Source organism: Pseudomonas sp. IC_126, from assembly GCF_004331835.1.
GTDB lineage: Bacteria > Pseudomonadota > Gammaproteobacteria > Pseudomonadales > Pseudomonadaceae > Stutzerimonas.
On the sequence record NZ_SJSS01000001.1, the window covers coordinates 925,253 to 950,787 of the forward strand.

At 61.9% G+C, this 25,535-nt stretch carries 19 protein-coding genes and 1 pseudogene; 11 read left to right on the forward strand and 9 right to left on the reverse strand.

Features of this window, described 5'->3' with window-relative positions:
• Positions 1-13: 13 nt before the first annotated feature.
• From E0D86_RS04255 to E0D86_RS04275, 5 genes are all read right to left on the reverse strand, one after another.
• Positions 14-847 carry a carbohydrate ABC transporter permease gene (locus E0D86_RS04255; RefSeq protein WP_131648706.1) on the reverse strand — a complete coding sequence of 278 codons (834 nt, stop codon included), beginning with the start codon at positions 845-847 and terminating at the stop codon, positions 14-16.
• Positions 848-857: 10 nt separating this feature from the next.
• Positions 858-1,802, reverse strand: a complete 945-nt coding sequence (locus E0D86_RS04260; RefSeq protein ID WP_131648708.1) for a carbohydrate ABC transporter permease — start codon at positions 1,800-1,802, stop codon at positions 858-860.
• Between the two features lie 67 nt (positions 1,803-1,869).
• On the reverse strand, positions 1,870-3,177 hold the full coding sequence (locus E0D86_RS04265; RefSeq protein ID WP_131648710.1) for a sugar ABC transporter substrate-binding protein: 1,308 nt from the start codon (positions 3,175-3,177) through the stop codon (positions 1,870-1,872).
• 296 nt (positions 3,178-3,473) lie between these two features.
• Positions 3,474-4,379, reverse strand: a complete 906-nt coding sequence (locus tag E0D86_RS04270; RefSeq protein WP_131648711.1) for an AraC family transcriptional regulator — start codon at positions 4,377-4,379, stop codon at positions 3,474-3,476.
• A gap of 173 nt (positions 4,380-4,552) precedes the next feature.
• Entirely contained in the window at positions 4,553-5,512 is a 960-nt protein-coding gene (locus tag E0D86_RS04275; protein WP_131648713.1) for a carbohydrate kinase, read from the reverse strand.
• Positions 5,513-5,853: 341 nt separating this feature from the next.
• Here E0D86_RS04275 and E0D86_RS04280 point away from each other — a divergent pair, with 341 nt between their 5' ends.
• The 3 genes from E0D86_RS04280 to nahK all read left to right on the forward strand — a co-directional run bounded on the left by E0D86_RS04280 (position 5,854) and on the right by nahK (position 11,021).
• Positions 5,854-7,041, forward strand: coding sequence for a porin (locus tag E0D86_RS04280; RefSeq protein WP_131648715.1), 1,188 nt, complete (start codon positions 5,854-5,856; stop codon positions 7,039-7,041).
• Positions 7,042-7,324: 283 nt separating this feature from the next.
• Positions 7,325-8,452 (forward strand): nitric oxide-sensing protein NosP, encoded by a 1,128-nt coding sequence (nosP, locus tag E0D86_RS04285; RefSeq protein ID WP_219853148.1) that lies wholly within the window; start codon positions 7,325-7,327, stop codon positions 8,450-8,452.
• Complete coding sequence (gene nahK / locus E0D86_RS04290; protein ID WP_165914198.1) at positions 8,382-11,021, forward strand: hybrid sensor histidine kinase/response regulator NahK/ErcS'; 2,640 nt, start codon at positions 8,382-8,384, stop codon at positions 11,019-11,021. The genes nosP and nahK overlap by 71 nt, the downstream gene beginning before the upstream one ends.
• 145 nt (positions 11,022-11,166) lie before the next feature.
• Here nahK and E0D86_RS04295 read toward each other — a convergent pair whose 3' ends face one another.
• Positions 11,167-11,832 (reverse strand): response regulator transcription factor, encoded by a 666-nt coding sequence (locus tag E0D86_RS04295; protein ID WP_131648718.1) that lies wholly within the window; start codon positions 11,830-11,832, stop codon positions 11,167-11,169.
• A 45-nt stretch (positions 11,833-11,877) separates the two neighbouring features.
• Positions 11,878-12,435: a PQQ-dependent catabolism-associated CXXCW motif protein gene (locus tag E0D86_RS04300; RefSeq protein ID WP_131648720.1), complete on the reverse strand. Its 558-nt coding sequence runs from the start codon at positions 12,433-12,435 to the stop codon at positions 11,878-11,880.
• A 391-nt stretch (positions 12,436-12,826) separates the two neighbouring features.
• Between E0D86_RS04300 and E0D86_RS04305 the strand changes: the two genes are divergently transcribed.
• The gene (locus tag E0D86_RS04305; RefSeq protein ID WP_131648722.1) at positions 12,827-13,492 is read left to right on the forward strand and encodes a response regulator transcription factor; all 666 of its coding nucleotides are present in this window, start codon (positions 12,827-12,829) and stop codon (positions 13,490-13,492) included.
• 109 nt (positions 13,493-13,601) lie between these two features.
• On the opposite strand, the gene E0D86_RS04310 is transcribed toward E0D86_RS04305, so the two are convergent.
• The gene (locus E0D86_RS04310; RefSeq protein ID WP_131648723.1) at positions 13,602-14,246 is read right to left on the reverse strand and encodes a pentapeptide repeat-containing protein; all 645 of its coding nucleotides are present in this window, start codon (positions 14,244-14,246) and stop codon (positions 13,602-13,604) included.
• 145 nt (positions 14,247-14,391) lie between these two features.
• The gene (gene exaA / locus E0D86_RS04315) at positions 14,392-16,263 is read right to left on the reverse strand and encodes a quinoprotein ethanol dehydrogenase (RefSeq protein ID WP_131648725.1); all 1,872 of its coding nucleotides are present in this window, start codon (positions 16,261-16,263) and stop codon (positions 14,392-14,394) included.
• Positions 16,264-16,617: 354 nt separating this feature from the next.
• Between exaA and pedF the strand changes: the two genes are divergently transcribed.
• The 7 genes and pseudogenes from pedF to aldA all read left to right on the forward strand — a co-directional run bounded on the left by pedF (position 16,618) and on the right by aldA (position 25,495).
• Positions 16,618-17,055, forward strand: a complete 438-nt coding sequence (gene pedF, locus E0D86_RS04320; protein ID WP_131648727.1) for a cytochrome c-550 PedF — start codon at positions 16,618-16,620, stop codon at positions 17,053-17,055.
• A 163-nt stretch (positions 17,056-17,218) separates the two neighbouring features.
• Positions 17,219-17,968, forward strand: a complete 750-nt coding sequence (locus E0D86_RS04325) for a quinoprotein dehydrogenase-associated SoxYZ-like carrier (RefSeq protein WP_131648730.1) — start codon at positions 17,219-17,221, stop codon at positions 17,966-17,968.
• Between the two features lie 58 nt (positions 17,969-18,026).
• Entirely contained in the window at positions 18,027-18,956 is a 930-nt protein-coding gene (locus tag E0D86_RS04330) for a quinoprotein relay system zinc metallohydrolase 1 (RefSeq protein ID WP_131648732.1), read from the forward strand.
• A gap of 140 nt (positions 18,957-19,096) precedes the next feature.
• A pseudogene (locus tag E0D86_RS04335) lies at positions 19,097-19,626 on the forward strand (transposase).
• Positions 19,627-19,912: 286 nt separating this feature from the next.
• A complete protein-coding gene (locus E0D86_RS04340) occupies positions 19,913-21,433 on the forward strand; it encodes an aldehyde dehydrogenase family protein (RefSeq protein ID WP_131648734.1) in 1,521 nt (506 codons plus the stop codon).
• A gap of 422 nt (positions 21,434-21,855) precedes the next feature.
• Complete coding sequence (locus E0D86_RS04345; RefSeq protein WP_131648736.1) at positions 21,856-24,042, forward strand: PQQ-dependent dehydrogenase, methanol/ethanol family; 2,187 nt, start codon at positions 21,856-21,858, stop codon at positions 24,040-24,042.
• 16 nt (positions 24,043-24,058) lie between these two features.
• Positions 24,059-25,495 (forward strand): aldehyde dehydrogenase, encoded by a 1,437-nt coding sequence (aldA, locus tag E0D86_RS04350; RefSeq protein ID WP_131648738.1) that lies wholly within the window; start codon positions 24,059-24,061, stop codon positions 25,493-25,495.
• Positions 25,496-25,535: the final 40 nt, after the last annotated feature.

Consider the following 25,535-nt stretch of genomic DNA (forward strand, 5'->3'; position numbering starts at 1 on the left):
TCTCGGTTCGGCGTTATTTCACGGCGCCGAACGACAGGCCGCGGACCAGCTGTTTCTGGCTGATCCAGCCGAATATCAGAATGGGTGCGCAGGCCAGGGTGGAGACGGCCGAAAGCTTGGCCCAGAACAGACCCTCGGGGCTGGAGTAGGAGGCGATCAGCGCCGTCAGCGGCGCGGCATTGGCTGAGGTCAGGTTGAGCGACCAGAAAGCCTCGTTCCAGCACAGGATCAGCGACAGCAGCATGGTGGAAGCCAGCCCGCCCTTGCTGATGGGCAGCAGCACGCGGAGCATTTCCTGCGACAGGGTGGCACCGTCCATGCGCGCCGCTTCGAGGATGTCGCGCGGGATGTCCTTGAAGTAGGTGTAGGTCATCCAGACCAGGATCGGCAGGTTGATCAGCGTGTAGATGACGATCAGCACCGTGCGGCTGTCGAGCAGGCCGAACTGCTTGGCCAGCAGGTAGATCGGCACCAGCACGCCGACCGCCGGCAGCATCTTGGTGGAGAGCATCCACAGCAGGGTGCCCTTGGTTCGCTTGGTCTCGAAGAAGGCCATCGAGTAGGCCGCCGGAATGGCGATCAGCATGCCCAAGACGGTGGCACCGAAGGAGATGGTCACCGAGTTCCAGGCGTACTTGAAGTAGCCGCTGCGCTCCTGGATGTGCATGTAGTTGTCCAGCGTCGGTGTGAAGATGAATTGCGGCGGCGTGGCGAAGGCGTCGATCTCGGTCTTGAAGCTGGTCATCAGCATCCAGAAGATCGGGAAGAACAGCAGCAGCGCCACCGCCCAGGCGAGTACGCCAACCAGCAGGGTGTTGAGGCGGCGGCTTTGTTTCAGCGTCAGCATCGGTCTGTCCTCAGTATTTCTCGGTGAGATTCTTGCCGAGCATCCGCACCAGGATGATCGCCGCGATATTGGCGATGACCACCGCGATCAGCCCGCCTGCCGACGCCATGCCGACATCGAACTGCAACAGCGCCTGGTTGTAGATCAGGTAGGCGAGGTTGGTGGAGGCGTAACCGGGGCCGCCGCTGGTGGTGGTGAAGATTTCAGCGAATATCGAGAGCAGGAAGATGGTTTCGATCATCACCACGACTGCTATCGGGCGGGCCAGGTGCGGCAGCGTCAGGTGCCAGAAGATGGCGATGGGGCCGGCACCGTCGAGGCGCGCCGCCTCCTTCTGCTCCTGGTCCAGTGACTGCATGGCGGTCATCAGGATCAGGATGGCGAAGGGCAGCCATTGCCAGGAGACGATGATCACGATGGATGCCAGCGGATGCTGCGCCAGCCAGTCCACCGGCTGCGCGCCGAAGAACTTCCAGACGGCTGCGAGGATGCCCGAGACCGGGTGATAGATCAGGTTCTTCCAGACCAGCGCGCTGACCGTCGGCATGATGAAAAACGGTGAAATTAACAGCACGCGAACGATCCCACGACCGGCGAAATCGGCCGCTTCCAGCAGTGCCGAGATCAACACACCCAGCACTACGCTGATCAGCAATACGCTGCCGACCAGGATCAGGGTGTTGGTCATGCCCGGCATGAAGCCGGCGTCGGTCAGGAAGTAATGGAAGTTCTCCAGTCCGACGAAATCGTTTTCGCCCGGGTAGAGCAGGTTGTAGCGGATGACCGAGAAATAGACGGTCATCGACAGCGGTACCAGCATCCACAGCAGTAGTAATGCCACGGATGGGCTGACGAGAAACCAGCTGGGTCTGAGGCGCCGGCGAGGACGCTCGGTCGGTTCGCTGTCCATGCGAGTGTCGGGAGCCTTGGGCAAGGCAGTGGTTGTGGTAGCCATGGTCGTGCTCCAGATGAAGGAGGGCCGATGAGGGCTCAGCGAGCCCTCAATGGGAGGTAACGGCTGCCTACTTGGGATAGCCCGCGCGCTTCATCTCGCGCGTGGTCGACTGCTGCACGGCGGTTAGCATCTGCTCCACCGGCATCTGCCCGGTGAGGGCGGCGGCAAACATCTTGCCGACCTGGGTGCCGATGGCCTGAAACTCGGGAATGGTCACCAGCTGGATGCCGACATAAGGCACCGGCTTGGCCGAGGGCGAGGCGGGATCGGCCTGCTTCAGCGATTGCAGGGTAACCTCGGCAAACGGTGCCGCGGCCATGTACTCCTCGCTGTAGGTCGATTCGCGGGTGCCCGGCGGTACGTTGGCCACGCCATCAGTCTCGGCGACCAGCTTGGCGTAGTCCTTGGAGGTCGCCCAGGCGGCGAAGGTCTTGGCGGCCTCCTTCTGCTGCGAGCTGGTAGGAATCGCCAGCGCCCAGGAGTAAAGCCAGGCCGATCCCTTGTCGGTGTCCTGATGCGGCGCGAAGGCGAAGCCGACCTTGTCAGCCACCTTGCTCTGCGAGCTGTCGGTGACGAAGGAGCCAGCCACGGTGGCATCGACCCACATGGCGCACTTGCCCGTGTTGAACAGCGCCAGGTTTTCGTTGAAGCCGTTGCTGGAGGCGCCCGGTGGACCGTATTTGCTCAGCAGATCGACATAGAAGGTAGCCGCCTTGGTCCATTCGGGACTGTTGAATTCAGGCTGCCATTGCTCATCGAACCAGCGCGCGCCAAAGGCGTTGGCGACGGTGGTGACCAATGCCATGTTCTCGCCCCAGCCGGCCTTGCCGCGCAGGCACATGCCGTACTGGTCCTGATCGGGCTTGTGCAACTTCTCGGCGAACTCAGCCATCTGCGTCCAGGTCGGGCGTTCCGGCATCTGCAAACCGGCCTGCTCGAACAGGTCGGTGCGGTAGTAGGTCATCGAGCTTTCGGCGTAGAAGGGCAGCGCATAGAGGGTGCCGTCGACCGATAGGCCTTCGCGTACCGAAGGGAATACATCGTCGAGATCGTAATCGGCGGGCAGGTCGGTCATCGGTGCTAGCCAGCCCTTGTCACCCCACAGCGAGGCTTCGTACATGCCGATGGTCAGTACGTCGAACTGCCCGCCCTGGGTGGCGATGTCAGTGGTCAAGCGCTGGCGCAGTACGTTTTCTTCAAGTACGACCCAGTTGAGATCAATCTCGGGATTCTGTTGTTCGAAGGTCTGGGAGAGGCGCTGCATGCGGATCATGTCCGCATTGTTGACGGTGGCGACCGTGAGGGTTTCGGCCGCGTGAGTCGCGCCGATCATCGCAATACAGGTGGTGCCGAGCAGCAGTTTGACGATTTTCATCCTGGACTCCTCTTCCACGCCAGGGCGGTGGAAGCGCTTATTGTTTTTGTTGTTGCTCGTGTACTGCGTACGAGCGTCTCGCGAGCATTACAACGCTCGCATCGAGGTGGTTACAAAGCCCTGACCGCACTTCGTTAGATACTTTTTTGCACTTTCGTCTGATCGTGCTGGGTGCAGTGATACGCGGCTCGACAACGGTGAAGAGCACGGCGCAGCGGGGTTACCTATACAGAGAGGCAGCGCAAACGGCGCCTCGGTAGTCGGGAAGCGACACCGCGAAGCAATGACGATGCGTATCAGCCGGCCAGGTTCTGCGCCGTCAGCCGCTGCTCGACCAGGCGGCGGTAACACGAGGGCGTCATGCCTTTGAGCTGCTGGAAGCGGCGGTTGAAATTGGAGAGGTTGTTGAAACCGGACTCGAAACAGACGTCGGTGACCGGCTTTTCGTTGTCCAGCAAAAGCTCGCAGGATTTGCTGATGCGCAGGCTGTTCACGAACTCGACATAGCAACGCCCGGTGGCACGCTTGAAAAAGCGCGAGAAGTAGGTGGGCTTCATGCCCAGATGGCCGGCGACTTCTTCGAGCGGCAGTTCGCGCATGTAGTTCTCGAAGATGTAGTTGACCGCCATGTTGGTGCGGTCGGCGTGGTTGTCATCTCCCAGCTGCGCTGAGGTAGTGCCGGACAGCAGTTGATAGTCGTCACAACTGGCGAGCAGTTCGAGCATGATCAGGAAATAGCCGAGACGGGTGGCGCCGCGGCTGTCAGCCACTCGCTGCATCAATCGACCGGCCTCGGTGATCGTGCGGCGGCAGCGGAACTCGATGCCATAACGCGAGCGTTCGAGCATCGGCGTCAGGCTGCGCAGCTCGGAAAATACGCTGTGGCCCGCTTCGAACAACTCGTCGGTGAAATTGACCAGCATGTCTCGCTTGGCGACGACTTCGCCGTCATCGACCTGGCTGATCCAGTTGTGCGGTAGATGCGGGCCGGTGAGAAACAGGCTGTCCGGACCGAAGTTGCCCACGTAATCGCCAACGAAGACCTTGCCGGTACTGGCGACGATCAGGTGCAGCTCGTACTCCTTGTGGTTATGCCAACGCACCAGAGGGCAGGGGAAGCCGTGCTCCCGGTAGATCAGCGAGTTGCCGTGGTGGTCGTCCATCAGCTCGTAGGAGGGATCGGAGATCTTCAGTCCTTTCATTGCACGCTGCGCCGTAGGGTAATTATTGTCAGGGGCTGGACGTTACGTAATCGATTGTAGGGTGCGCTATGCGCACCGAACGGCGGATGCCGGGAATGAGCTGCGCCCCCGTCGCCGTTGCGCGGAGCACACCCTACGATGGCCGACCGGCGAAACGGAACAGGACCTATGGTTTATAGACCTGGAACCAAATTCGGCCAGTCAATTTCGTATCGGTAGGGCAGGTCCGGCCCGGTGCGTGAACAGGTGATGGCCGCTGCTTGCACAGCGAATCCGAGCATCGCCTCGAGTTGTTCGCGATCCAGTTCGGCAAGCCCCGCCGCGGTCTGGACACGCTGCTCATGCAGATAACTCAACAGCGCGGCCTGGAAGGTATCGCCCGCTCCAACGGTGTCGCGAACTACCGTAGGCTTTGCGGCTGCGTAGAGCTGACCATGCTTACGGCTGAACAGCTGCGCGCCTTCGCGGCCACGTGTCAGCAATACCAGTTCACAGCGATCCTTCAACCAGCCTTGGGCAATGCGCTCGGGTGCCTCGCCGGGATAGAGCAACGCGAGATCCTCGTCGCTGACCTTGATCAGGTGCGCATGTTTGGCGAATGCCTCGACGCGTTCGCGCCAGCGTGGCAGGCTGGGCTCGACGTTGAGGCGTACGTTGGGATCCATGGAGATCAGGCGCCGGTGGCTCTCACGCGCGACCAGCGTCTGCAGGGTATCGGCGATCGGCGGCACAACCAGGCTGTAAGAGCCGACATGAATGGCGCAGATATCGTCACTCAGCGGCTTGAGGTGCGCTTCCTCGAGCAGACGGTCGGCGCAGCCTTCGCCACGAAAGCTGTAACGCGGCGAGCCGTCTGCGCCAAGCGCGACCATCGCCAGCGTGGTGGGTGCTTCGAACGGCACCAGGTAGCTATCGACCACGCCTTCCTCACTCAGGATCTGGCGCAGGCGTTCGCCGAAGCTGTCGCTGGAAATCCCGCCGAGCAAGGCTGCCGGCACGCCAAGCCGTGAAAGGCCGACGGCGACGTTGAAGGGTGAGCCGCCCGCAACCGCCTCCAGTGTCAGTCGGTTGCTCGGGCCGTCCCCGGTCGCAGTGAATACATCGAACAAGGCTTCGCCACAGATCAGGTACATGACAATCGCTGCTGTTGTTGTTTGAGCCGAGCTTAGTACCCGCTCGGTTCTTCGGACAGTACGAAGCGTCCACCAGACTGATACGTTCTTGTCCTTGATGTTGGGTTCGTCTGATGGACCCACTCCCTAAGCCATGCAGCAGCCACTTGGCCACAAGCGCTACGGCGTAATACCAAAGCGCCAGTGCTGCCGATCGGTGCTGCCTGTGCTCGGGAGGCAATACGGATGACAGGGCCAAAGCACTAGCCATTCGCCGCCATCGCAGCGTATGTGCGCCCCGGTGGCCTTTCGATAATCGCTCCCGTCACGACTGCCTGTCGTCAAATACAGCGGAGAGCGCCATGCACAACAACAAGAAAGCCGTTTCAACCCTGCTGCCTCTGGCCCTGGTCAGTGCCGTTGCCATGTCGGTGAGCCAATTGGCATCGGCTGAGATCGTGCTTTACGACCAGGACGACACCCGTTTTTCCACCGACGGTTACTTCAATACCTTCTACGTCCATAGCGATGTCGATCGTGCCGGCGAGCAATTTGACCGCAAGCAGTCGCGGGTCAAGATGGGTTTCCTGCCCAATTACATCGGCTTCAACTTCAGCAAGCAGGTCAATGACCTCAAGCTCGGCGGTCGCTCCTCTTTCTGGGTGACCATCAACGACAGCGACACCAATGGCACCGAAACCGGTATCGACGTTCGCCAGTTCTACGCCACGGTGTCTAACGATGCCTGGGGCGAGGTGCTGTTCGGCAAGGATTTCGGCCTGTTCGCCCGTTCCAACATCCTGCTCGACGAAATGCTCACCGGCTATGGCCATGTCAGCGACACCCTGGGGCTGGTGGACGGTGGCGGCGTGTCCTTCGGCAACATCGGCACCGGCTATCCGTACCCGTTCCCGACATCGCAGGTTACTTACCGCTCCCCGGTCATGAGCGGTGTGCGCGTGGCGGTCGGCATCATGGACCCGGTGGACACCACCGAGGACACCAGCTCCACCCTCGACAAGGCCTACCAGGAAGAACCGCGCCTGGAAGCCGAGGTGACCTACCAGTTCGAGCTGGGCGGCACCCAGCTCTATACCTGGATCAACGCCATGCAGCAGAGCTCGGACAACACCGACGACAGCATCGATGACGTGACCTCCAAGGGCCTCGGCTACGGCGTGCAGGCGAAGATGGGCAACTTCTCGCTGACCGCCTCGGGCTTCCAGGCCGAAGGCATCAACCCGTTCTTCACCAATAACGCCGGCGAAGCCTTGCTGCGCGAGGTGGACAGCGATGGCTACCTGCTACAGGGCTCCTATCGTTTCGGCAAGAACCGTATTGCGCTGTCGTACGGTAAGACCAAGGATGACGGCAACGGTTTGGGCACCGCCGCTGATTATGAAACCCGCGGCATCGCGCTGTTCCACGATATCAATGACAACCTCAAGTTGGTCGCCGAACTCAACGAGTTCGAGATCGCTGGACGCGATACCGGTGCCGTCGACGAAGACACCCGGACTTTTGCTATAGGCGCTGCGCTGAGCTTCTGAGCCAAGGGTGAAGGACAGAGGGCTGGCCCCGTGAGGAGGGCCAGCCTTTTTTGTTATTCCAACGCAGGCGGTGCGCGGAGCGCACCCTACGAATGTTTGACGCATGCGTAGGGTGCGCTCCGCGCACCGATTGGGAGGCGAGGCCCCGCTACCTAGGCAGGTGTATTCCGGTACTCAAGTAGCATTTTCGTGCCCAATGCCCTGACCAAGAATGTGGGCAATCCGATAGCGGTGCGGGAGGCAATGCGTGAGCGAGCAACAGACGGAAACGATACGTACGGCAATGTCCGAAGCGCGGCTGGCTGAAACGGTGGCCCAGGACCTGGCGCGCCAGTTGATCCATCCGCACCTGGGTTTCGTGCTGTTCTTCTGCTCCGCCGAGTACGACCTGCCGGCATTGGCCGATGCGTTGCAGCAGTACTTCGGTGGCGTGCGTCTGGTGGGCTGTACCTCGGCGGGCGAGATTACCGCCCAGGGCTACAGCCGCAGCTGCGTCAGTGCCATTGGCTTCGATCACCGCAGCTTCTCGGTCGCCTGCGAGCTGATCGACGAGATGGAATGCTTCAGCCTGGTCGATGCCCAGCAACTGGTGGAGCGATTGGGCAGCGTCTGTCGCAGTAATTCCCTGGCACCGATCAAAAACCACAGCTTCGCCCTGACGCTGCTCGATGGGCTCTCTAACCGTGAGGAACAGGTGCTCGCCGCGCTCAGTGCCGCCTTCGGCAGCATTCCGCATTTCGGTGGCTCGGCGGGCGACGACAACCACCTGGCCGACACCCACGTCTACTACGACGGCCGTTTCCACAGCGGTGCGGCCATCGTGGTGCTGATCAATACCTGGCTGGATTTCGAAGTGTTCACCACCCACCACATCCTGCCCAATGACGAGAAACTGGTGGTTACCCGGGCCGACAGCAATAGTCGCCGCGTCTTCGAGCTGAATGCCGAGCCGGCCGCCGAAGAATACGCGCAGCTGATTGGCGTGCCAGTCGCCGCCCTCGACCACCGGCTGTTCGCCGCGCATCCGCTAGCGGTGCGCATCAATGAGCAGTATTACGTGCGCGCCATCCAGAAGGTCAACGACGACCTGAGCCTGACGTTCTACTGCGCCGTGGAGAACGGCATCGTGCTGACGGCCATGCAGCCCGGTCCGTTGATGCCCAATCTCGAAGCGTTGTTCCGGCGGCTCGAACAGCGCCTCGGGCCGCCGCTGCTCACCATTGGCTGCGACTGCTTCCTGCGCCGCCTGGAAATCGAGGCCAACGGCGCCAGCGAGCAGGTTTCGGCTTTTCTCAAGCGCCAGCAGGTGATCGGCTTCAACACCTACGGAGAGCAGTTCAATGGCATGCACATCAACCAGACCTTCACCGGTGTCGCCATTGGCCGACCAGGAGGGCGGGGCGGTCGTTGACCTGCTGGCGCGCCAGGCCGAACTGGAACGCGAGAACCGCAAGCTCGCGCGCATCAACGCCGCGCTGATCGAACGGGTCGAGTCCAGCGGTGCCGGACGTGATGCGCCCTATGCAGCCTTCCAGCATTCGGTAGAACTGGCCGAGCAGGTGCGCGAGCGTACCGATGCGCTGAACCAGGCGATGGCAGAGCTGAAGGGCAGCAACCAGCTGCTCAGCGACGCACGCCTGCGTGCGGAAACCGCCCACCAGCATCTGGTCGATGCCATCGAGAGCATTTCCGATGCCTTCGTGCTGTTCGACCGTGAACAGCGCATCGTTCTGTTCAATCGCCGTTTCAAGTCGCTGTGGAGCCGCACCCGCGCGCGCATCAATGCCGGCACGCGACTGAGCGACGTGCGCCAGCTGGCCGAGAGCACCGGGATGATCGTCGAGGAACATCGCGGCAAGGGTGATGATCCGATGGTCTATCGACTGAACAACGGCCGTTGGGTTCAGGTCAGCGAGCGGCCCACTCGCGAAGGCGGGTTGGTCATCCTCTACACCGACATCACCGAGGTGAAGGTCAGCGAAACCATGCGCCGCGAACAGGCACTGGCGCAGAAGTCGCGCTTGCTGCAGCGCGCGGTCGACAACCTGTCCCAAGGAGTGGCCATGGTGGGCGCCGAGGGCACGCTGGAACTGTGGAACCGGCGTTTTCTCGAACTCTGCGGGCTTGCGCCGATCGAGGCGCATCGGCCGTTCGATGAGGTGATGGCAGAGAGCGAGCTGAAGCTCCTGACGCCCAACAGTCGAGATGGTAATGGGCGACCTATCCGTGAGCTGGAGCAGCGCCTGTTCGACGGCCGCATGCTGGAGATCCGCACCCATGCGCTGCCCACCGGCGGCTTCGTCAACACCTTCACCGACATCACCGATCGCTACCGCCACGCCGAGGCGCTGCGTGAGAGCGAACGTTGGATCCGCCTGATCACCGACCACGTACCGGCGCTGATTGCCTACGTGTCTTCCGATCTGACCTACGAGTTCACCAACAAGGTCTACGAGCAATGGTACCGCTGGCCCAGCGACGGCATGCTCGGGCAGAGCCTGCCCGAAGTGCACAGCGGCGAGCATTGGCGGCAGCTGGCGCCTTATATCGACCGCGCCTTGTCCGGCGAAAACGTCAGCTTCGAGATGTCCGAGTGCAACCATGCCGGCCAACAGCGCTACATGCTGCGTTCCTACGTACCGAACCGGCTTTCCAGCGGCGAGGTCGCCGGCATCTTCGTGCTGATCCAGGACATCACCGACCGCCGGCGCACCGCCGAGGCGCTGCACCAGGCCTATCAGAACCTGGAGCAGCGAGTGCGCGAGCGCACCGCCGAACTGACCAGCCTCAATGACCAGCTGTTGCGCGAGATCGATGAGCGCAGCCTGGTTGAAGCACGGTTGCGCGAGGCCAAGCGCGAGTCGGAGCTGGCCAACCTGTCCAAGACCAAGTTTCTCGCAGCCGTCAGCCATGACTTGTTGCAGCCGCTGAATGCCGCGCGGCTGTTCACCAGCGCGTTGCTGGAACAACCGGCAGAGCCCAGCGGCGGGTTGGTGCGCAACATCAGCAACTCGCTGGAGGACGTGGAGAACCTGCTCGGCACCCTGGTGGATATTTCCAAGCTCGACGCCGGCGTGATCAAGCCGGATATTGCCCCGTTCGCCGTCAGTGAACTGCTGGAGAACCTGGCCATGGAGTTCCGCCAGATCGCCGGGGCCGAGCGCCTGCAGCTGGATTTCATCCCCAGCTCGGCACTGGTGCGCAGCGATATCCAACTGCTGGCGCGCATCCTGCGCAACCTGATGACCAATGCCATCCGCTATACGCCGCAGGGGCGCGTGCTGCTGGGCTGCCGGCGGCGTCGGCAGCGGCTGTCGATCGAGGTGTGGGACACCGGCGTCGGCATCGCCGAGGACAAGCTCGAGGAAATCTTCCAGGAGTTCAAACGCGGGGAGGGCGTGCGGCCGAACCAGGACCGCGGGCTGGGCCTCGGCCTGGCGATCGTCGAGAAGATCGCGCGCATGCTCGGCCATCGCATTCAGGTCAGCTCGCAGCCGGGGCGAGGGTCCCGGTTCGCCATCGAGGTGCCGCTGGCCAAGCGCGCCCCCATGACACGTGCCGAGCCGACGACCACCGAACTGGTGCTTCGACGCCTGCAAGGCGCACGCGTCTGGGTGCTGGATAACGACACGGCGATCTGCGCCGGCATGCGCACCCTGCTCGAAGGTTGGGGTTGCGCGGTGACCACGGCGCTGTCGGAAGAGGATCTGGCGCGTCAGGTGGACGACTTCCATGCCGAGGCCGATCTGCTGATCGCCGACTACCACCTGGACAACGGTCACACCGGCATCGACGTGGTCGCCAAGGTCAACGCCCGTCGCGCCAGTCCGCTGCCGTCGCTGATGATCACCGCCAACTACAGCAACGATCTCAAGCAGCAGGTACGAGAGTTGGGGCACATGTTGATGCATAAGCCGGTACGGCCGATGAAGCTTAAGACCGCCATGTGCCACTTGCTGGAGCATGGGCAGGCGGGGTGAGCGGGCATGTTTCGCTGATGCGGAAAGCTCGGTGTTGGCGTTTTTAGGTGCGCGGAGCGCACCCTACGGGCACCCGTAACGCTCTTGCGCGCACCGTTGCCACGTCGGGTCAGTCTGTAGGGTGCGCTCCGCGCACCGATGGGAATCAGCGCCGCAGATAGGCGGTGAAGTCGATATCTCCGGCTGAGAGGATCGCCTGCACGCGGTTGTGCACGTTGAGCTTGCGCAGGATCGCCGAGACGTGGGCTTTGACCGTGGTTTCGGCGATGTCGAGGTTGTAGGCGATCTGCTTGTTGGATTCGCCCTTGGTCATGCGCTCCAGCACCAGTAGTTGCTTACGGGTCAGCGCCTGCAGCAGCTCAGGCGGAATCGAAGGTTCGTTGTAGCTGGTCTGGCGCCGGCCGCTTTTCTGGCTGCGGATGATGTCCGAAGGCAGGTAGACGTTGCCGTTGAGAATCTGCTCGATGGCTTCGGTCATCTGTGCGCGAGGCGAAGACTTGGTGATGAAACCGACCGCGCCGTAGGTGATCGCCTGCAACACGATTTGCTTGTCCTGCTCGGCGGAAACGATCACCACCGGAATCGTCGGCGCCTCGTTGCGCAGGTTGATCAGCCCGTTCAGGCCATGCATGCCGGGCATATTGAGGTCGAGCAGGACCAGGTCGAGGTCGTCGTGTTCGAGCGTCAGGGCTAGCGCGCTGTCGAGATCGGCGGTTTCCAGGATATGACTGTCAGGAAAGCCGTCGCGTATGACGTTGTGGATGGCTTCGCGAAACAGCGGATGGTCGTCGGCAATCAATATCTTGTACAAGGCTGGTCACCTCTTTTTGTGATTATGGTCGGCACGCTTGGTGGATCATTCCGGACCGCTCAGAGCCTCAGGCGTTGCGGGGTTCAGGGGCAGGTTGGCCTGTTCCCAGCCATCCACACCGTCGCGATACCAATAGAGGTTCGTGTAGCCCAGTGCTTGAGCCCGTCGGGTGGCGTTCCAGCCGAGCCAGCAATCGGAGCGGCAGTAGAATACCAGCGGCTGGTCGAAACGCCCCCGGCTGATACGGGCAAGGTTCCTGGCGAAATAGTCCGCCCATTCGGTTGCGAGGGCTCCATCTCCGGTATTGGGCAGCCAGACGCTGCCGGGCAGATTGGTGTGCGCCTCGGTGTCGATGAAGCGGCCAGCCAGCCACTGGCGCCGGTACACATCTACCAGCACCACATTAGGTTGTTCAGCTAGCAATGACTGTAGCGACGCGGTATCCAGTGTTTGCGCACCCTCGACAGCAGCTGGCGTCGGGCTGCGGTAATGGGCCTGGCGGTAACCCTCGGCAGAGAACAGCTCGTCATCCGCTTGCGCCGATGCTGCCTGGCTGATGCCCAGGCAAGCCAGTATGACGATCAATAACGGTAGACGCGGCATCGTCTGGGCTCCTGTGTGCTCCGATTGGTGGATTACAGACCAATGGTGCTGCCTTTGAAATCCTACGATGGAGGCGAAAACCGGTACCAAAGTAGTAGATCGCCACGCGTCCATCGCGCGATCAGGGTGAGAGACGTCGGCGGCGCAAGCGGGACTGCATAGAAAGTACGGCTTCGACGGCACCAAGGTAGTAGGCAGGTAAGTTTTCCCAGGCTCTAGGATATGGTTGTCCGAAGCACGAACTGGCGCCGGAAACCAGTGAAGTACTTGCCGGTGCACACAGCGCACCCCACGGATGTACAAGACCCTTGTAGGGTGCGCTCCGCGCACCACGGACCTGACGGCATGCCGACAGTTGCCTGAACGTCCCTTATGAGAAGGCGACTAGCCTGTGAAAATTCTGCTGGTAGATGACCATGCGATGGTGCGTCAGGGTTGCGCCGCGTTGCTGCGTGCAGTGCTGCCCGAGGTACAGCTGAGCGAAGCCTGCGACGGCGAGCAGGCGTTGGACGAGTGCCAGCGGGACATCCCAAGCCTAGTGATTATGGATATCGGCCTGCCGGGTATCAGCGGTATCGAAACCACCCGACGGCTGCGCCAGCGGCTGCCGCATCTACGCGTGCTGTTTTTCAGCATGCACGATGAGCTTTCACTGGTTCGCCAGGCGCTTGATACCGGAGCGGCGGGATATATCACCAAAAAGGCTTCGCCACAGGTGCTGATCGAGGCCGTGCGGCGCGTTATCTCCGGTCATGCTTATATCGAACAGCCGCTGGCTACCGAACTGGCGCGCAATCCCGGCCACCACGGCTCGCCGGACCCGCGTCTGCAAGGCATGACTCAGCGTGAGTTCGAAGTTTTCGTGATGCTCGCCAAGGGCACGCCCGCCCGGCAGATCGCCGATCAGTTGTGCATCAGCGGCAAGACCGTTTCCAACTATCTGACCATGCTCAAGAGCAAACTGCAGGTCGGCTCTCATGCTGAACTGGTACACCTGGCCATCGATACCGGCGTGCTGCGCGTCGGCGAGCAGAAAATGGTATTCGAAGTTTCCTGAGGCGACCCGCCGGGTGGAGTGTTTGTGAGGTACGGGGCTGCGTAGGGTGCGCTCCGCACCCCACCGAGCCTTAATACATGCGGTGCGCGGAGCGCACCCTATTTCAAAATTATTTTTCCCAATCCATCGGGCAATCCGTGCAGCCTTCCATGTTGGTGCCCTGAAAGGTTGCGTAATGCCGACGCGCGCCCGTGAGGGTGGCGCTTTCGAGGTTGGCGTCGTTGAATTTTGCTTCTTGCAGGTTGGCGTCGGTCAGGTTGGCGCCTTTGAGGTCGGCCTTGCTGAGCCAGGTCATCTCCAGGTCGGCGGCGCTCAGGTTGCTGTCGTGCAGCTTGGCGCCGCTCATGCGGGCGAATTCGAGATAGGCGCCGGTGAGGTTGGCCCCCTTGAACTGTGCGGCCTGGGCGAACAGTCCCCATCCCTGGATGGCTACCAGTTGGGCATCAGTGAAATTGGCCAGGCGCAGGTTGGACTGTTGGAGGCTGGCGCGGTTGAGCGTTGCGCCGCTCAGGTTGGCCTTCTCAAGGTTGGCCAGGTCCAGAATAGTGTGCCGCAGGTTGGCGCCGGACAGATTGGCGCCGGCCAGGTTGATCTTGCGCAGGTCCTGATTGCTGAGGTCGGCACCGCGCAGGTCGGCGTTGGCGCACTGGCTTTCCGGTTCGAGTGTGCAGCCGTTGATGATCAGGGGTTGGTCGTCGGCGAAAGCCGGGGCAGCAACGAATAACAAGGGAACGATCAGGCTGGACGGTTTCATATGAGGCCCATGCATTTGTAGGGTGCGCTCTGCGCACCGGATTCAGAATGAAAAGCTGGTGCGCGAAGCGCACCCTACGGGCGACGAGAACGCTCGCATCTAGCGAAAAGGCCGTGTCCGCGATGAGGCGGGCACGGCCGGGACATCAGCGCTGGGCGGTCTTGTTTTCCCACTCAGGTAATTTGAACACCCAGAACGAACCGCCCTGTGCGACCGGCTTGGTCAGCTCGGCCATGTCGCCGCCCCACAGCGGCACTGCGCCGCCGTAACCGACGGTCACGCCGATGTACTGCTCGCCGTCCTGCTCCCAGGTCACGGGCGGGGAGATGATTCCGCTGCCAGTCTGGAATTTCCAAAGCTCGTCGCCGGTCTTGGCGTCAAAGGCCTTGAAGTAGCCATCGCTGGTGCCGGTGAACACCAGGTTGCCCTTGGTGGCCAGCACACCGGCCCACAGCGGCAGCTTCTCCTTGTGTTCCCACTCCACCTTGCCGGTGGTGGGGTTCATGGCGCGCAGGATGCCAACGTGGTCGTCATACATGCGCTTGATGCGGAAGCCCTGGCCAAGGTAGGCCGAACCCTTCTTGTAGCTGACTTCCTCGGTCCAGTAGTCCTCCTTCCAGTGGTTGGCTGGAACGTAGAACAGGCCGGTGTCCTGGCTGTAGGCCATGGGGTTCCAGTTCTTGCCGCCGAGGAAGGGCGGGGAGACCTCGACGGCTTTGCCGTGCTTCTCGCCCGGCTCGGGCTTGGGTGGACGCTGGCCTTCGTTTTCAATCGGGCGTCCGGTCTCGAGGTCGATACCTTTGGCCCAGGTGATGTTGTCGACGAAGGGGAAGGCGTTCTGCAGCTTGCCGTCGTTACGGTCGACCACGTAGAAAAAGCCGTTGCGGTCAGCGTGGGCGGTGGCCTTGATCGTCTTGCCGTCTTTGTCCTTGTAGTCGAAGAGCACTAGCTCGTTGTTGCCGGAGAAGTCCCAGGCATCGTTCGGCGTGTGCTGGTAGAACCATTTCACTTCACCGGTGCTCGGGTCGACGCCAACCTGGCCGGACGTGTAGAGGCTGTCGTAGTCCTGGGGCTTGCCATCCTTGGAGGTGCGTGCCCAGCCGTTCCACGGGGCCGGGTTGCCGGCGCCGACAATGATGGTGTTGGTTTCGGCATCGAAGCTCGCGCTCTGCCACGGTGCGCCGCCGCCCTGGCTCCAGGCCTCGACCTTGCCGGTGGGGGAGTTCGGATCGTCCGGCCAGGAGGGCGCCTTGATGTCGCCGGTGGGGGTGCTGTCCTTGCCGTTCAGGCGACCCACATGGCCTTCGACGAAGGGACGCATCCAGATTTCTTCACCGGTATCCGGATCGCGGGCGAACAGCTTGCCGACCACGCCAAATTCGTCCCCCGAACTGCCGTGAATCAGCAGCACCTTGCCGGTCTCGCCGTCTTTCACGAGGGTCGGTGCGCCGGTCATGGTGTAGCCCGCGCCGTGATCGCCGAATTTCTTGTTCCAGACGACCTTGCCGGTGTCTTTGTTCAGCGCCACGACGCGAGCATCGAGCGTGCCGAAGTAGACCTTGTCGCCATAAATGGCGACGCCGCGGTTGACCACATCGCAGCAGGGACGGATGTCGTCGGGCAGACGATGGGCGTAGCTCCAGAGGCGCTTACCGGTCTTGGCATCCAGCGCGAATACCCGCGAGTAGGAGCCGGTGACGTAAATGATGCCGTCGTGCACCACGGCCTGGGATTCCTGTCCGCGCTGCTTCTCGTCGCCGAAGGAGAACGACCAGGCGGGTGTCAGCTTGAAGACGTTCTTGTCGTTGACCTGAGCCAGCGGGCTGAAGCGCTGGGCGTGGGTGCCCAAGCCATATTGCAGGACGTTGTTGGTCGAAATGTGGTCGTTGGCGATGTCTTCCCAGCTTACCGGCGTGGCCTGGGCGGCACCGATCATTGCAAGGCTGCCAGCCAGTGCCAGGCATTGCACGGCTAGGGCGAGGGGACGTTTGCTGCCGGGGTGCGATCTTGTTGTCATGGTTGCGATTCCCTTGGTCGGTTCGGACAAGGCCGCTGCTCGGTCTGTGTAGACGCGGGTCTGACACTGCCGATAGCGGCTTGGCGAATCGATATTGGAAGCGCGGCGCAGGCGCCGATACGGAAATATTCCCGCGAACGCCGGGAATATTTCCCAAACGTCCGGTGTTTTGGCCTTGCTCCACAAGTGCTGTTCGACCCACTGCCAAAGGTGGTGGGAAAGCTTGCTACCAAGGGAGGAGCCGCCGGCTTCCAAAGCAGGATTCAGTCAACCCGACACCACCGCCAACATGGTCGCCATGCGCTCCCGGAAGGGGGCTGCCTTGCACGGATTCACGAAACGAGGTGGTTAGTCATGAACAATAAGAACCCTATGCGCGCACTTGTGGCTGCAGGCTTTATCGTTGTAACCGGTCTGGCTCTGGCTCATGGTGATGTCGTTCCCCATGCCGTAGAGACCAAGGGCCTGCCCGCTCTTGGTGAAGAGTGGGTGGATGAAAACCCCTATCGCGAAGCGGGCGAGCACCACGACCTTGCTGTAGAAATTGGCTCTTCCGCCTACAACCAGAACTGCGCCCGCTGCCATGGTCTGGAAGCGATCTCAGGCGGCATCGCGCCGGATCTGCGCGAGCTGGAAGCCGATATAAGCGGTGACGAGTGGTATAAGGAACGCGTGATCAACGGCGCCGTACGCGACGGCGCGGTGTACATGCCGCGCATGGCCGATACGCTCAGCCAGGAAGCGCTGTGGGCCATCCGTACCTATATAGAGAGCGAAGCGACCAAGCAGTGATGCGGGTGAAAAATGTAGGGTGCGCTCCGCGCACCGCACGCACCGAGGTCTGGCGGTGCACCAAGCGCACCCTACGAAAAACCCGTGCTGCTTCGTGCAGGCGGACAGCTCATCCGAAAGATCACTGGGGCTGGCCATGCCGATCCGCCGCCGGAGATACGACATGAACATGCGAATCCTGCTGGCACTCGTGCTGACCTTTCGAACCGGCAGCCTGTTCGCGGCCGACACCGACCCGCTGCAATCGGTCATGTGGGAGCACCACCACGAGCGCGTGCTGAACGGCGAGCCTTACGTGTTCGACGACCGCGTACAGGTGCTTGTGCCGCCCTTCGCCGAGGATGCGCGCCAGGTGCCGATGCACATCGATGCCCGCGCCCTGGGCGATGAAGTGGTGCGTATCGAGGCCTGGGCCGAACTCAACCCCATTCCACGCGTGTTCAGCTTCAGCCCCGGCGAACAGGTACTGCCGTTGGTGGCGATTCGCTTCCGCGTGGAGCAGGCCACGCCCATTCGCGCGGCGGTTCTGACCCGAGATGGCGTCTGGCACGTGGGCTCGGCCCGGGTGGATGCCGCTGGCGGGGGCTGTTCGGCGCCAAGCGTAGTGCGCACCCAGCCCGGATGGGAAAAGCGGCTGGGAAGGGTAGTGGGCGGTCGCTTCGAGCGTAGTACCAGCAACCGCCTGCGATTGCAGGTATCACACCCGATGGACAACGGCCTGATTAGCGGCATCCCCGAGTTCTTCCTAAACCAGGCCGAGCTGCGCGATACCGAGGGCAACGTACTGGCGACGCTGGAGCTGTATCCGGCCGTCAGCGAGAACCCGACGCTGAGTCTGGAAGTGAAAGGCCAGCAAGGCACCCGCCTGTGGTTGCGCGACAACAACGGCAACGAGTTCGAGGCGGCATTGTAAGACCCGCTGCTTTTGTAGGGTGCGCTCCGCGCACCGGCTTTCCCGCCAAGGAAACGACATGCGCTTGCTGATTCTGACCCTCGCGTTCTGCCTGGCGCTGCCTGTACAGGCCGAGCTGCAATATCGGCTGCAACCGCGCCAGATCGCCGAAAACGTCTGGCTGCTGGAAGGCTTGACGGACAACTTCGACCCACGCAACGGCGGCAATATCGTCAACACCGGCTTCATCGTGACCTCGGCCGGTGTCGTGGTTATAGACAGTGGTCCTTCCAGACGCTACGGCGAGGCTATGCGCGCCGCTATCGCCGAGGTTACCGATCGTCCCGTCATCAAGGTGCTGCTCACCCATCACCATCCCGACCATGTGCTGGGCAACCAAGCGTTCGCTGACGTGCCCATCGCCGCGCTTGCCGGGACGGCCGATCTGCTGCGCGAGCAGGGCGATGCCATGGCCGAGAACATGTACCGGATGGTCGGCGACTGGATGCGCGGAACCGAGGTGGTGCTGCCAAACGACAAGTTGGAGCCTGGGCTGCTGGAAGTCGGTGAACACAGGCTGCGCCTACTGCAATTGCGCGGGCATACCGGCGCTGACCTGGCAGTTCTTGATGAAATCAGTGGCGTGCTCTTCGCCGGTGACATCCTCTTCTACCAACGTGCCCTGACCACACCCAATAGCCCCGGGCTGGATGTATGGCTGGCGGATCTCGATCGTCTCGAAGCCACGCCCTGGAAACTGCTGGTGCCCGGCCACGGCCCGCTGAGCCGTGACAGCGCGCCGTTCGAGCAGATGCGCGATTACCTGGGCTGGCTCGACGGTCTGTTGCGCGACACTGCGGCCACCGGTGCCGACATGAACGAAGTCATCCAGAGCCCGGTGCCCACGCGCTTCGCCGGCATCAGCCTGACACGCTACGAACTGATCCGTAGCGTCAGCCATCTCTATCCGAAATACGAAGCTCGGCAGCTGCAGCGGGTGGATGAGTAGAGGCGGGAGCTCGATTGTAGGGTGCGCTCCGCGCGCCGTGACTCGAAAGCAGAAAAGAAATTACAACCATGCATAGTCGGCATGGCATCGGTCGAAAACAGACTCTACCCTCGCACTCCAACTGGCGAAGGAGACAAGGAATGTCCAACTACCGCCGCCCACAGAGTGACGGCGGGCTGTATTTCTTTACGGTGGTCACCCAGCACCGTCGGCCTCTGCTGATCCAGCCGCAAACCCGTCAGATGTTGCGCCAAGCGATCATCGAAGTCAGGCGGTGCTATCCCTTCCGAATTCACGCCTGGATATTACTGCCCGATCACCTCCATTGCATTTGGGAGTTGCCAGAGGACGATGCGGCGTTCGGCAAACGTTGGGCGTTGATCAAGGCCGGCGTCAGCAAAATATTCAGACTTTACCCACCGTGAACCACAGCCAGGCACTCCGTCGCGAGCGGGGCTTTTGGCAACGCCGTTTCTGGGAACATCGCATCCGCAACGAAGAGGATTACCGCAGGTATATGGATTACCTGCATTGAAATCCAGTGAAGCATGGACTGGTTACGCGCGTGAGCGATTGGCGTTAATCATCGTTTCACCGCCTAGTGCCAAAAGGTGTTTACCCTGCCGATTGGGGCGTCGCGGGGGATATCGAGGGAGCCTTTGGTGAATAGGTCCAGATGGGGTCACGGTGCGCGGAGCGCACCCTACGAGTTTCGATAGTTTCATGCACCGTGTTTGTGCGCTCCGCCAGCTCTCAGGTACCGACTTGTAGGGTGCGCTCCGCGCGCCGGACATTGCATCGCAGCTCCGCAGAGCCCTTGGCATCTACTACCAAATGAGGAGCGCCTCGCTGCCATGGGCGCATACCGGGGGTGGTGGGGCGCTGCCTAAGATCGGTCCATGCCCTGCGTCCGTTCTGGCGCAGGCTCTGACACGCAGAAGAAAGAGAGGCCCATCATGATTTACGCCCAACCTGGTACCGCAGGCGCCGTCGTTTCCTTCAAGCCGCGATACGGCAACTACATCGGTGGCGAATTCACGTCACCGGTCAAGGGTGAGTATTTCGTCAACACCTCGCCGGTGAATGGTGAAGTGATCGCCGAGTTCCCGCGCTCCGGCGCCGAAGACGTGGAGAGGGCTCTGGATGCCGCCCACGCCGCCGCCGATGCCTGGGGCAAGACCTCGGTACAGGACCGTGCGCTGATGCTGCTTAAGATCGCCGACCGCATCGAGGCCAACCTGGAAAAGCTCGCTATTGCCGAGACCTGGGACAACGGCAAGGCCGTGCGAGAAACGCTGAACGCCGACGTGCCGCTGGCTGCCGACCACTTCCGCTACTTCGCCGGCTGCATCCGCGCCCAGGAAGGCAGCGCCGCCGAGATCAACGAGCACACCGCCGCTTATCATTTCCATGAGCCACTGGGTGTGGTCGGGCAGATCATTCCGTGGAACTTTCCGCTGCTGATGGCGGCCTGGAAGCTGGCGCCAGCGCTGGCCGCCGGCAACTGCGTGGTGTTGAAGCCCGCCGAGCAAACCCCGCTGTCGATTATGGTCTTCGCCGAAATCATCGACGGCCTGTTGCCGCCGGGCGTGCTGAACATCGTCCAGGGCTTTGGTCGTGAAGCCGGCCAGGCGCTGGCCACCAGCACCCGTATCGCCAAGATCGCCTTCACCGGCTCGACGCCGGTGGGTTCGCACATCATGCGTTGCGCTGCTGAGAACATCATTCCGAGCACCGTGGAGCTGGGCGGAAAGAGCCCGAACATCTTCTTCGAAGACATCATGCAGGCCGAGCCGGCCTTCATCGAGAAAGCCGCCGAAGGCCTGGTGCTGGCGTTCTTCAACCAGGGCGAGGTCTGCACCTGCCCATCGCGTGCGGTGATCCAGGAGTCGATCTTCGAACCCTTCATGGAGGTGGTGATGAAAAAGATCCAGCAGATCAAGCGCGGCAACCCGCTGGACACCGAGACCATGGTCGGCGCCCAGGCGTCCGAACAGCAGTTCGACAAGATCCTCTCGTACATGGAGATCGCCCGCCAGGAAGGCGGTCAGATCCTCACTGGCGGCGCTGCCGAGAAGCTCGAAGGGAGTCTGGCGACCGGTTACTACGTGCAACCGACCCTGATCAAGGGGCACAACAAGATGCGCGTGTTCCAGGAAGAGATCTTCGGGCCGGTGGTGGCCGTAACCACCTTCAAGGACGAGGCCGAAGCTCTGGCGATTGCCAACGATTCCGAGTTCGGGCTGGGCGCAGGCGTCTGGACCCGCGACATCAACCGCGCCTACCGCATGGGCCGCGGCATCAAGGCTGGGCGTGTCTGGACCAACTGCTACCACCTGTACCCGGCGCATGCGGCGTTCGGCGGCTACAAGAAATCCGGTGTGGGCCGCGAGACCCACAAGATGATGCTCGACCACTATCAGCAGACCAAGAATCTGCTGGTCAGCTACGACGTCAATCCGCTCGGCTTCTTCTGATGGATGGGCTCCGGCGTGCGCTCCCGAATGCGCCGGTTACTTGGCAGGCACCGAGTGTGCCGAGCCTTTCCGGGCCGTCATCCCCGTGACGGCCGTACGGCTCGTTTCGCAGCGCGGCCTTTTGGCCGCGTTTTTTTTAGAAGAACGCTGTAAGAACGTGCGGGCTCTGGTTCTGCACTAGAGTGCTTTCGGCAGAGCACTGTTTTCATTCCTGACACAATTGTTCCATCCCTCGCTTCGCCTGTTCCTTCCCTGGCACAGCTGCCCGCCTGCCAGCGCAGTCATTTCCGCTTTCATCCAGTCATCAGATCCAGTATCCACGCGCCCTCCAGCGATAAAGCGTAACGCTGGCACAGCCATTGCGATATCTCAGGGACCGTGGCGCGATGCTGCGGCCCCTAATAAGAACTGGAGACGCATTGATGAATCGTACTGGCCTGCAAAGGTGTGGAGGCGCAGAGCCGCCGCCAGCCGCCTCGTTCGTGAAAAGCCTGTTCACCGTGCTGGCGTTGAGCGCTGCCTGTTCTTCGGTAGCGCTAGCGGCCGATGTCGACGGCAAACGCATCTCCAATGCCGACGCCGAGCCCGGCAACTGGATGAGCCACGGTCGTGACTATGGTGAGCAGCGTTACAGCCCGCTGACGAACATCACAGCCGAGAACGTCGACGAGCTGGGGCTGGCCTGGAGTTACAAGCTCGACATCGACCGCGGCGTGGAAGCCACGCCTATCGTGGTCGATGGTGTGATGTACACCACTGGCCCGTTCTCCATCGTCTACGCGCTGGACGCCCGCAGCGGGGAGCTGATCTGGAAGTACGATCCGCAGTCCGACCGCTCCCGCGCTGGCGAAGCCTGTTGTGATGCGATCAACCGCGGCGTTGCCGTGTGGAAAGGCAAGGTCTACGTCGGCGTGCTCGATGGTCGCCTGGAAGCCATCGACGCCAAGACCGGCGAACGCGTCTGGTCCGTCGATACCCGCAACGACAAAGCGCGCAGCTACTCCATCACCGGCGCGCCGCGAGTGGTCAATGGCAAGGTCGTGATCGGCAATGGTGGCGCCGAGTTCGGTGTACGCGGTTACGTGACCGCCTACGATGCCGAGACCGGCGAGCAGGCCTGGCGCTTCTTCACCGTGCCCGGCGACCCGGACAAGCCTGCCGAAGGCAAAGGTATGGAGATCGCCAAGAAGACCTGGCACGGCCGCGCCTTCGTCGAACAGGGCGGCGGCGGCACCGCTTGGGACTCCTTCGCCTACGACCCCGAGCTGAACCTGCTTTACATAGGCGTCGGCAACGGCTCGCTGTGGGACCCGATTTGGCGCAGCGAAGGCAAGGGCGACAACCTGTTTCTGTCCTCCATCGTCGCGGTCAATGCCGATACCGGCGAATACGTCTGGCATTACCAGACCACGCCTGGCGATGCCTGGGACTACACCGCTACCCAGCACATGATTCTCGCTGACCTCGAAATCGAGGGGAAAAAGCGCAAAGTGTTGATGCAGGCGCCGAAGAACGGCTTCTTCTACGTCATCGACCGCGCCACTGGCGAACTGCTGTCGGCCGAGAACATTGTGCCGATCAACTGGGCCAAGGGTGTCGATCTGAAGACTGGCCGCCCCATCGTCGACGACGAAGCCGCGGCCTACTGGAAGGGCGAGAAGAAGGCCAAGCTGGTCCAGCCCGGCTTCTGGGGCGCGCATGACTGGCACCCAATGTCTTACAACCCGGACACGGGCCTCGTCTACATCCCTGCGCACATCATGTCCGCTTGGTACGAACACGTGCCGGACGCGCCGGCGCGCAACAAATTCAAGAGCATGTATCAGCTAGGCCTGAAGACCGGGATGATGCCTGAGGACCCCGAAGGCCTTGGCAAGTACGCCGACACCTGGTCCGGCAAGCTGATCGCCTGGGACCCGGTGAAGCAGGAGCAGGCCTGGGAAGTGCCCTACGTCACCATCTTCAATGGTGGCACCCTGACAACCGCCGGCAACCTGGTGTTCGAGGGCAGCGCCGATGGTCGCGTCATCGCCTACGCCGCCGACACCGGCAAGAAGCTATGGGAACAGCCCGCCGCCAGTGGCGTGATGGCAGCACCTGTGACCTACAGCGTCGACGGCGAGCAGTACGTGACCTTCATGGCTGGCTGGGGCGGCGCTTTTTCCACCTTCGCCGGGGCCTTGTCGCTGCGGGCCGGCGTGCAGCCTTATGCGCAAGTGCTGACTTACAAGCTCGGCGGTACGGGCGAATTGCAGGAACCAGCACCACGGGCAGACGCACCCGAGCCGCCACCGCTGACCGCCGACGCCGCCACGGTCGAAGCCGGCGCCAAGCTCTACGACGGTTATTGCTCACAGTGCCACGGTATCCACGCGGTCAGCGGCGGTGTGCTGCCGGATCTGCGCATGCTTACCGCGGAAAAGCACGAGCAGTTCCTCGGCATCCTCCACGGCGCTCGGATACCCGACGGCATGCCGTCGTTCGCCGAAGCCTTCGACATGGAACAGATGAAGCAGATCCATCAATACCTGATCAAGCGCGCCCACGACCGCGTCGAGCACGGCCCGGACGACCTGCCGCAGCCGACTCAGAAAACCGCAAGCAACTGAAGCCACGGAGAGCGATATGACCGACGCAATCACCTATCAGAACTACATCGACGGCGAATTCGTCGCCTGCGACAACCTCGTCGAAGTGCGCAACCCGGCCAACGGCGCCGTGCTTTCCCGCGTGCCAGAATCGGACGCGGCCACCACAGAGCGCGCCATCGCGGCTGCGCGCACCGCGCAAAAGGAGTGGTCCAACAAACCGGCCATCGAGCGCGCCAGCTATCTGCGTGCCATCGCCAGCAAGATTCGCCAGAACGCCGAGCGTCTGGCTCGCGTGATTACCGAAGAACAGGGCAAGATCCAGAGCTTGGCACTGGTGGAGGTCAACTTCACGGCCGACTACATGGATTACATGGCCGAGTGGGCGCGGCGTATCGAAGGTGAAATCATCACCAGCGACCGTCCAGGTGAGAACATTTTCCTATTCCGTAAACCGCTGGGCGTGGTAGCCGGCATCCTGCCGTGGAATTTCCCGTTCTTCCTGATCGCGCGCAAGATGGCGCCGGCGCTGGTCACTGGCAATACCATCGTGATCAAGCCCAGCGAAGAAACCCCGAACAACTGTTTCGAATTCGCCAAACTGGTGGCCGAGACCGACTTGCCGAGGGGCGTCTTCAATGTGGTCTGTGGCAGCGGCGCCGGTGTCGGTAGCGCGCTGACCACGAGCAGCGGGATCGACATGATCAGCTTCACCGGCAGCGTCGGCACCGGCTCGCGGATCATGGCCGCTGCGGCGCCCAACGTCACCAAACTCAACCTCGAGCTTGGCGGCAAGGCACCTGCGATCGTTATGAACGATGCCGATCTGGAACTGGCGGTCAACGCTATCCGCGCCTCGCGAATCATCAACACCGGCCAGGTGTGCAACTGCGCCGAGCGCGTCTACGTGCAGCGAGGCGTGGCCGACCAGTTCATCGAACGCATCGCCGGCGCGATGGCTGAAACCCGTTACGGCGACCCGATCGCGCAGGCGGATGTAGAGATGGGCCCACTTATCAACGAGGCCGGACTACGCAAGGTCGAGCAAATGGTCAGAACCGCCCAGAATCAGGGCGCCCAGCTGATCACTGGCGGCCAGGTCGCTGACCTCGGCCAGGGCTTCCACTACCAGCCGACGATCCTTGCCAACTGCTCGCAGGACATGGAAATCATGCGTCAGGAGATATTCGGCCCGGTGCTGCCAATCCAGATCATCGACGACCTGGAGGAAGCCATTGCACTGGCCAACGACTGCGAGTACGGCCTGACTTCGTCGATCTACACCCGCGACCTGTCCACCGCGATGAAAGCGGCCGCTGGGCTGGATTTCGGCGAAACCTACATCAACCGCGAGAACTTCGAAGCGATGCAGGGCTTTCATGCTGGCACTCGAAAGTCGGGGATCGGCGGGGCGGACGGCAAGCACGGGCTCTATGAGTACACCCGTACGCATGTGGTTTATATCCAGCAGTAAAGGTAAGGGCCGCCTTGGGCGGCCTCATACCCATCTTCCT